The organism is Pedobacter sp. PF22-3 (assembly GCF_026239555.1).
Lineage (GTDB): Bacteria > Bacteroidota > Bacteroidia > Sphingobacteriales > Sphingobacteriaceae > Pedobacter.
In genome coordinates, this window is sequence record NZ_JAPIVP010000047.1 from 1 (window position 1) to 1,356 (window position 1,356).

A 1,356-nucleotide genomic window follows, 5' to 3' on the forward strand; every position below is an offset into this window, starting at 1 on the left:
CCGATAGATTCTGTGTTAATTTGCAAATAAAATATTTTATTTTTGTTTCATGGGCGGTCAAGAACTAGCCAGTGTAGCGTGCTGATCCTTTAGGTTTAGTGCGCTACTTTCTTTTAAAACCGAGTATTCTTTTTGATATTCCTGTTTGCTATTATAAATCACATATATCATTTCTAACAGCTTTCTTTGAACTGCTACAAGTGCTTTCATTTTAATTCCATGTTTTGAAACTATCCGAAGATAGATTTCTGCAAAATTTTTATCATGTCTAACCGCTACCAGGGCAGGTAAATACATTGCCTTTCTAAGATGCCTGTTTCCCTTCTTGGATATTCTCGGCTTTCCTTTTACTGATGTTCCCGATTGTTTTTCTTTCACGTTCAAGCCAGCATAGCCTGTAAGCTGCTTTTTATTTCTGATCAGCTCGAACCCATTTGTTTCAGCCAAAACGATGATAGCGGTAAGTTCCCCAATTCCTGTGATACTACAGATACGTTTTATTTCTCCGTTTAAATTAGCATCACCGTTGACAAGTATTTTCAGATCAGCTTTTATTTCTTTTTCCTGCCTGTTCAACAGTTTAATCCTTTCATAGAACCGTTGCAGGCTGCGTTCATTCGGCTCCACTTCAGACTTTTCCGCATGGATCTGGTTCTTTACCATAACCCGTTCACTTACAATCTGATCGCGCTCTCTTGTGAGTTGTTGGAGCACATGAAAGACTTTCTTGGGCCTGTGCCATTGATCAAGATTTCTTTCCAGCCCAAACTGTGCAATCGCCGCAGAACAGCTTTTATCTGTTATGGTTTTGTCTTCCAGTGTCCGAATGTAATTACTTATTTTATTTGGTAGAACAATCGTTACTTCACGGCCACGGTCATAAAGGTAAAAGGCAAATTTTTGATGATAGACACCGGTAGCTTCCATTACAAAACGAACTTTAAACTCATCACTTGAAAGTTTTTTTGTCCAATCCAATAAGGCTAAAAAACCAGACTCGTTGTTTTTGAAAACCTTGTGGGCATAAAGATCAATACTCAGATCATCCAACATCCTGCCGGCGGTAACTACCAACTCATTTTGTGCAACATCTACACCCAGTACTTCCTTCAATATTTTTTTCATCATTTTAAGTTTAATATAAAGTGATGAACCTCCCTTCGTTTTTTCTCCTGGTTGGATATCCTGGATATCATGACATACATAATTCCTTACATTCTGTTCAAACTCTAAGAGATAAAAAGGAAAGAGGTAGTATCTATCGGTCAATATACTTCATGAGTTATTTTGCCATCGGTCTACTCTCGATCCTTTTCACTTTATGCTTACTAAATTAAACATTGTAAACATAGGAGC

The 1,356-nt window shown here is 37.5% G+C and carries 1 protein-coding gene; it reads right to left on the reverse strand.

What is annotated here, in order from left to right; all coding sequences use genetic code 11:
• Positions 1–57: 57 nt before the first annotated feature.
• A complete protein-coding gene (locus OQX63_RS23245) occupies positions 58–1,269 on the reverse strand; it encodes an IS110 family transposase (protein WP_265853172.1) in 1,212 nt (403 codons plus the stop codon).
• Positions 1,270–1,356 lie beyond the last annotated feature (87 nt).